This is a genomic window from Okeania sp. SIO3B5 (assembly GCF_010692555.1).
GTDB lineage: Bacteria > Cyanobacteriota > Cyanobacteriia > Cyanobacteriales > Microcoleaceae > Okeania.
Genome location: NZ_JAAHHG010000592.1, coordinates 1 through 5,864 on the forward strand (window position 1 = coordinate 1; position 5,864 = coordinate 5,864).

Genomic DNA, 5,864 nt, shown 5'->3' on the forward strand with positions numbered 1-5,864 from the left:
ATTTTGAGCGCAAATAAGCGCCTTTAAGCTCTGAGAGAATATTTGGTTCAACGTTGCTTAAAAGCCTCTATCCCCGTGTCTCCGTGTCCCCGCGTCCCCGTGTCTATCGAGAATGAAACAGCCCTCCTCCACCGGAGGGAGAGGGGCGAGGGGTGGGTTCCCTATTCCCTCTTTTCTGGAGATGTCTATTTATTTTGATTAATTAATAGGAGAAAAACCATGTCACAATCTATCACTATTACTGCTGAAGATATTCTCAACCAAGTCAAGCTATCCTTAAAAACCTCTGAGCTGACAGAAGAGATTATTACTCGCAAGATTATTATTGATGCTGCTCAGGAAGCAGGTATAAAAGTAGAGACTGAAGAACTTCAGAAAGCAGCAGATACTATGAGGTTTATCAATAAACTTCATAGCGCCCAAGAAACTTTTGCTTGGTTAGAAAAACATTGTTTGTCTGTAGATGATTTAGAAGAAGTTGCCTATATAAGTATTGCTTCTCAAAAATTGGTTGCTCATCTGTTTGCAGATAAGGTTGAGCCATATTTTTATGAAAATCAATTGAATTATACTCGTGTGGTGATGTATGAGGTGGTTTTGGATGATGAAGATTTAGCGATGGAATTATTCTATGCTATTGAGGAAGGGGAAACGAGTTTCTATGATGTTGCCCATCAATATATCGAGGATAAAGAGTTACGTCGTCAGGGGGGATATCGAGGAGTATTGTCTCGTAAGGATTTGAAACCAGAGATTTCTGCTGCTGTTTTTGCTGCTCAACCTCCCCAGATGATTAAACCTATTGTGACTTCTAAGGGAGTGCATTTGATTTTTGTGGAGGAGATTATTTCAGCAGAGTTAGATAATAACTTGCGCCTTCAGATTTCTTCAGAGTTGTTTGGTGAGTGGGTTAATAAGCAACTTGAGTCAGTTGAAGTTGTGAGGAGTCTAGAATCAAATAGCAACAATATTTCCGCATAGCTTTAATGGGTTGGGGGTGGCGATCGCTTTGATATTACTGCCCCCCAACACCACTTTATCTATTTTCGCATTTTTTACAAATCATTGCTTACTGCCAGTAATATTAAATCCGGTTAAATAACCTCACAACCAATAGCTTAAAACCCTGGTTATGAGGTTATTGGATCTATGTGCAATTAGGGGGATTTGATATAGAACCCATTTGGTATCTTTTATTAAAATACAAAGGCTTTAGGAAAGCTGTTTTAAGGAGCCTAACAACTACAAGGGTTCAGGAGGCCAAAAAATTATGAAAAATGACTGCCAGAATCATAAAACCCAGATGGGTATTTAACTTGTAACTTCTTAAATAGATACCAAATGGCTTCTATAAGCCTCAAAAGCTATGCTAGAATCTGATAGTGATCCTAATTGTAATACTCCATCCTCCTAATGTATACATCATTTCTTCCTCAGTCAGATCATTGAGGTAGCTTTCAGAAGGACTTAAGTCAGAAATTTTAATATTAGCCATTTTTCAGTTGCTCCTTAAGTAAATAGATCAATTTTGTTGATTTGGAATCAGACTTGCTTTTGTCTCTTTCCATATAGTGTCATTGGAGTAGTTATAAGGTTGAGGGTGGCGATCAATCTGATACCACTATCCCCAAAGCTCCTACCGCTACGAACAAACCTTTAAGTATCGATAGTTTACATCACTTAATTAAGCTAAAGGATTGCTCTGTTTACTTAATTTTTATAAACACATAAGAAAGCAGATGCTTTATTTCCGTTACGATACCTGCATGCAGCAAAGGAGAACGCACCACCTGAGGTATTCATCATTTCCCCGTCAGTCAAATCATTGAGGTAGCTTTCAGAATCTAAGAGCAAGTCAGCACCAGCAGGACTTAAGTCAGAGATATTAATGTTAGGCATTTTTCAGTTACTCCGAAAAGAAAATTAGTAGATCAATTTTGTTGATTTGGAATTAGACTTGCTTTTGTCTCTTTCCATTTATATTATTGCCTGAATTTTCTTATGGTGCAAGGGTTTGAACAACTTAAAACTGCATCTAACTAACGCAATTATGTCTCTATTTTTAGATAAACAATCGTTCATTTTGAGTAAAAAATAGCTAAAAGCCAGTTAATTTAATCTAAACAGATAATTGTTGAAGAAATAACTAACACAATTATGTCTTTTTTGATTTTCTGATAGTATAGAGCCATAATAAAAGCCACAAAAAAACAGCCCCATAATCGAGCTGGAGCTGAACTGAAAAATTATTATTCAAATAGTTTATAGTTTAAGTTGTACGAAAAAAAACAAAAGATATAAGTTTTTGTTGGGTTTTGAAGAACATTTAAACTAACCTACAGAGACTAATGATGAGCTGCAACCAAAACCTTCTAATCCTCCTGCCTTTTGTCTTGTAGTAAACATAAGGCGCAGAAAATACCCCGAAAAAGTATTACGGTAGTAGCAGTCAATGAGACGTCAACTCGCCGAGGTGCTACGGCTCGGTAGGAATCCCCGTGCCTAACAGCCGGGGAGGATGTCAAAATTATTAATTATCGATCGCTTCTATCAAAAGGTTGTGCTACCTGTTTAATTACTTCTGAGGAAGTATAGTTACTTGAAATAACCTGGGGGCAACGCATACAAGCTGCTTTACTTTCTTGTTTCCACCATCGACAGTTGGTACGTATGGAACAGGGTGGTAATTGCTCAACTACAGTGGGCAAATTTTCTACAATTTGCATTGCCAACCGACAATTTGCTCCATCAAAATGTTGACACTTTTTCTCTGCGCAAGGAGCTGTAGTTCTGAACACCTCTGTTGGTGTTACGGGACCAGACAAAGCCATTACCTCCTCGGTGACAGGTAGTGGTTGTTTGAGATAAGCTAGACGAGGTTCGTCTACAGTTCCACTGACAATCCCAAAGACTTGACTATCTTGCATTTCCGGCCGCGCACTAGGGCAAAGGGTTGTCTTGTTCTTGTTGTTGGTAACATTTTCCATTGAAAGTGCCTCTAGGGAAAAATATTAAGCAAATGCTTTTTTAATACTTGTTGATTGTTGATTGGGATCTATCTCTATAATACCTATATATGGTGGCCAATGCTGGAATCCTGCATATATAGGAAGAGCAAATTTTCCACCTAAAACTTCTGCTGCTTGTTCTTCAGATAGTTCCGAAATAAAGTTATTGCGACGTGCTTGAGCGTTGGCAATAGCTTCAGTCATTAGTTCAGAATTTAATTCTGTAATCTTGATATTAGCCATTTTAACTTTCCCTATTAACTGTTGATTGGAAATCAGACTTGCTTTTGTTTGTTTCCATTGAAATTATTGCCTTAATTTTCCTATAGATGCAATAGTTGGAACAACTTCAAACTGCATCTAACTAACACAATTATGTCTCAAATTTTAGATAAATAATCATCTATATTGAGTAAAATTTAGCTGAAAGTAAGTTAATTCAATCTCAACAGATAATTATTGAAGACATAACTAAAACAATTATGTCTTTTTTGATTTTCTGATGGTATCGAGCCACAATAAAAGCCACAAAAAAACAGCCCCATAATCTAATGGAACTGAACTGAAAAGTTGAAAATTCAGAATAATTAGTATTAACTGGCTAAGAATTAGGAAATAAGTTATTAAACCTGTATTAATTACTTAATAACTGAAGTTTATGCCAAGTATAGCATTACTTTTGGGAATTAGTATTAGACTCTCTATCAATTTTATCCAAAGCTTTCTTCGCTCTAAACATAGCTCTCAAAAAAGCTACCTGACTGTTCCAAGCAGAACGAGGTAACAATGGCTCTGAAGCATCTATTTCAGATACATCTTTAGTATCAAGTTTTTGATTTGAAGGAATATTTTCTGAAGAATTAACGGTAGACATAATTATTTTCTTGAATTAACTTCTTATAGCGCTGTGCGCAGGCAACAGGCAACAGGCAACAGCTCATCTGGGGGAATAAATTACCCATAATATAAAACTTTTAGCTATTGGACAGTTCCTGCAATTTGTAAATATACCAGCGCTCATTGCTATAAATGTGCAAATTTTGTTTTCTTATTTACTAACAACAACGTAAGCATTCAGTAGTCAGCCATCAGCTATCAGCTATGTGTTATAAACTCATTATCATACTAGAAGGAAATTATCCACCAAGGAGAATTAAAGTTCATTAATTAAATTGTCCATAAGCTGATTGCTGTTTGCGGAGCATTCCGTAGGAAATGCTAATAGCTGAATGCTTACACAGCAACTAACTCAGGGGTTGACTTATTTTCCTTCTGCCAACCTTCAGGCCATTGAATACGATCGCTGGTAAAATGTAGAGGATCGTTTTCTGGCCAAGGTGCGTTAATAGGTTCCTCAATTAGAGCAAACTCCCCATTATCAAAAGGATTTCCCTCAGCCCGATACTTAAGCTCAACCCGCTCCCGAACTCCCTGTTTGGCCTGAGTTAACGCCCGATGATGACAATAAGGATTATTACCCCGTTTGTCAAAGAAAACATGAGCCGTCCAACTGCAACCACCACGACAGAGTTGAGCAAATTCACAACCTTTGCAGAAACCCCATAAATGCTCTGTTCCTTGGGGAGTATCTGCTCCCAAGTTAAACCGCAATTCCTCTGTCTCTTCAATAATTGTCCGCAATGAATAATCTCGGATATTACCGCCAGTATAAGCAGAAGTTGGCAATGAAGGACAACCTTTAATTGCACCATCAGCTTCAATACCTAAAGTCGATAATCCCGCATTACATCCTTGCCAAATTGCCCAGGGATTCTCTTTTCCCCGCCCCCGTAATAACCTTTCATAGGGACCGTAATAACCAATATTATTGCCTGCTTGAACCTGCACCCCTTCTTTGTACGCTCGTTTAGTGACACGGGCAATCATAGGATACAAATCTAATAATTCGTATGGCTGCATCAAAATCTCATTATTATCTGCTGCATTCCCCATCGGTACAGTTAACTGAATTTGCCAGGCGAATGCACCCGCATCACGAATACGCTCATAAATTTGGGGAAACTCTGGAGCAGAAAGACGATTAATTTGAGTATTGCAACCAACAGCAATACCTGCCTCTCTAAGATTACCTATAGTTTTAAATGCCCATTGCCAGGAACCTTTTTTACCTCGGAGGCGATCGTGAGTCGCTTCTAAACCATCTACAGAAACGGAAACAACCCTAATACCTGCTTCCTTCATCCGACGGGCAGTGTCTAGGGTAATGCCAAATCCCCCAGTTGTCATGCCACACATCATTCCCGCATCTGTAATAGCCTTAGCAATTTCTAACCAATCTGGGCGTAAAAAAGCTTCTCCACCAATTAGAGTTACTTCGGTAATACCCACTTCTGCCAACTGTTTAACCATATCCAGAGCTTCTTCAGTGGAAAGTTCTTTTGTTCTGGTATGTCCGGCGCGAGAACCGCAGTGTTGACAAGCTAAATTACACTTTAACGTGATTTCCCAAACAGCATAACTGATGCGATAAGTCATTTTTTAATATCCTCAGATTAAATTTTTCGGGAAGGGGAGCTAAAAAAATTTTACTTTGCCCCCCTTGATTTCAAAACGTAAGATGTCTAATGTTATAATAATCTATCTAATAGACATCTCCGAAAAAGATATAGATTTTTTACAGAAGTAGGTAACAGGTAAGATATTTTTACGAAAAAGGCACGAAAAAGAATTTTTTAGGGTTAATTTTTCGTATCCTTAGCTTGCTCTAATTACCGAATTATTAATAATTAATAATTAATAATTAAATAATTAAGGTTTAAAGCCTCCCCTTTTAAGGGGAAAAAAAAGAAATAATATCTCCTTATATTCAATCAAGAGCGGTTTTAACCAGAGGTA

General features: G+C 37.7%; 6 protein-coding genes. 1 reads left to right on the forward strand and 5 read right to left on the reverse strand.

All coding sequences use genetic code 11. The features are described 5' to 3' along the window. Positions 1-219 precede the first annotated feature (219 nt). Complete coding sequence (locus F6K54_RS38900; RefSeq protein WP_293089503.1) at positions 220-981, forward strand: peptidylprolyl isomerase; 762 nt, start codon at positions 220-222, stop codon at positions 979-981. Positions 982-1,710: 729 nt separating this feature from the next. On the opposite strand, the gene F6K54_RS38905 is transcribed toward F6K54_RS38900, so the two are convergent. The 5 genes from F6K54_RS38905 to F6K54_RS38925 form a co-directional block, all read right to left on the reverse strand. Next, positions 1,711-1,899, reverse strand: a complete 189-nt coding sequence (locus F6K54_RS38905; protein ID WP_293089504.1) for a hypothetical protein — start codon at positions 1,897-1,899, stop codon at positions 1,711-1,713. Positions 1,900-2,534: 635 nt separating this feature from the next. Further along, a complete protein-coding gene (locus tag F6K54_RS38910) occupies positions 2,535-2,987 on the reverse strand; it encodes a nitrogen fixation protein (RefSeq protein WP_293089506.1) in 453 nt (150 codons plus the stop codon). Between the two features lie 24 nt (positions 2,988-3,011). Further along, complete coding sequence (locus F6K54_RS38915) at positions 3,012-3,251, reverse strand: hypothetical protein (protein ID WP_293089507.1); 240 nt, start codon at positions 3,249-3,251, stop codon at positions 3,012-3,014. 430 nt (positions 3,252-3,681) lie between these two features. Beyond that, positions 3,682-3,882 (reverse strand): hypothetical protein, encoded by a 201-nt coding sequence (locus F6K54_RS38920; protein ID WP_293089509.1) that lies wholly within the window; start codon positions 3,880-3,882, stop codon positions 3,682-3,684. A gap of 359 nt (positions 3,883-4,241) precedes the next feature. Next, positions 4,242-5,504 (reverse strand): nif11-class peptide radical SAM maturase 3, encoded by a 1,263-nt coding sequence (locus F6K54_RS38925; RefSeq protein WP_293089510.1) that lies wholly within the window; start codon positions 5,502-5,504, stop codon positions 4,242-4,244. Between the last annotated feature and the right edge of the window lie 360 nt (positions 5,505-5,864).

What these genes read in the sequence shown, in the direction of transcription:
- F6K54_RS38900 (WP_293089503.1), top strand. Translation starts at nt 220, where the DNA reads ATGTCACAATCTATCACTATTACTGCTGAAGATATTCTCAACCAAGTC.
- F6K54_RS38905 (WP_293089504.1), bottom strand. Translation starts at nt 1,899, where the DNA reads ATGCCTAACATTAATATCTCTGACTTAAGTCCTGCTGGTGCTGACTTG.
- F6K54_RS38910 (WP_293089506.1), bottom strand. Translation starts at nt 2,987, where the DNA reads ATGGAAAATGTTACCAACAACAAGAACAAGACAACCCTTTGCCCTAGT.
- F6K54_RS38915 (WP_293089507.1), bottom strand. Translation starts at nt 3,251, where the DNA reads ATGGCTAATATCAAGATTACAGAATTAAATTCTGAACTAATGACTGAA.
- F6K54_RS38920 (WP_293089509.1), bottom strand. Translation starts at nt 3,882, where the DNA reads ATGTCTACCGTTAATTCTTCAGAAAATATTCCTTCAAATCAAAAACTT.
- F6K54_RS38925 (WP_293089510.1), bottom strand. Translation starts at nt 5,504, where the DNA reads ATGACTTATCGCATCAGTTATGCTGTTTGGGAAATCACGTTAAAGTGT.